Here is a 749-nt window from a genome sequence, read left to right on the forward strand (position 1 = left end):
GGACCGTCCCCCGCGCCGGCCGGTCTCCGCGGCCCGGCCGCGTCCTCCCGCGCCGGCCGGTTCCCGCGGCCCCGGCCGCGTCCACCCGCGCACATCTCCCTCCGCGGTCCTGGGACCCGGATACGCCGTACGGCGGCGGTGATCGTCGGGTAGTGTGGCCGTCCGGCTGCGGACCGCCCCGGCCGGGGGACGTCGAGGAGGTGGGACCCATTACCGCTGTGTCAGGTCGGGTGCTCTCACCTCGAAGCGACGCGGACCACCGGCAGTAGGTGACCGCGAGAGCGCCCTTCGGCTCCCGAAAGGCCCCATGCTCTTGCCGCACATGCCGTCTCCGCCGTCCTCCCCCTCCGCCGTCCCGCCGTCCTCGTCCCGGGACGCCGTCGTGGCCGCGCTCCGCGCCGCCGGTTGCGTCTTCGCCGAGGACGAGGCCGAGTTGATCCTCGCCGCCGCGCCCACCCCCCGGGACATCGCCCCGATGGTCGAGCGCCGGGCGGCCGGACTGCCCCTCGAACTCGTCGTCGGCTGGGCCGAGTTCCACGGCCGGCGCATCACCGTGGAACCCGGTGTCTTCGTGCCCCGCCGCCGCACCGAGTTCCTCGTCGAACAGGCACTCGCCCAGGCGCCGGACGCGTCCGTCGTCGTGGACCTGTGCTGCGGCTCCGGCGCCGTCGGCGCGGCCCTGGCCGCCGCACTCGGCGCGGTCGAGCTGCACGCCGCCGACATCGACCCGGTCGCCGTGCGCTGCGCCC

The 749-nt window shown here is 76.5% G+C and carries 1 protein-coding gene; it reads left to right on the plus strand.

The genetic code is table 11. The features are described 5' to 3' along the window. Positions 1–322: 322 nt before the first annotated feature. A partial coding sequence (locus tag B7767_RS38885) for a methyltransferase (RefSeq protein ID WP_143652898.1) occupies positions 323–749 on the plus strand: 427 nt, incomplete at its 3' end.

This window comes from Streptomyces sp. 13-12-16 (assembly GCF_002114215.1).
Lineage (GTDB): Bacteria > Actinomycetota > Actinomycetes > Streptomycetales > Streptomycetaceae > Streptomyces.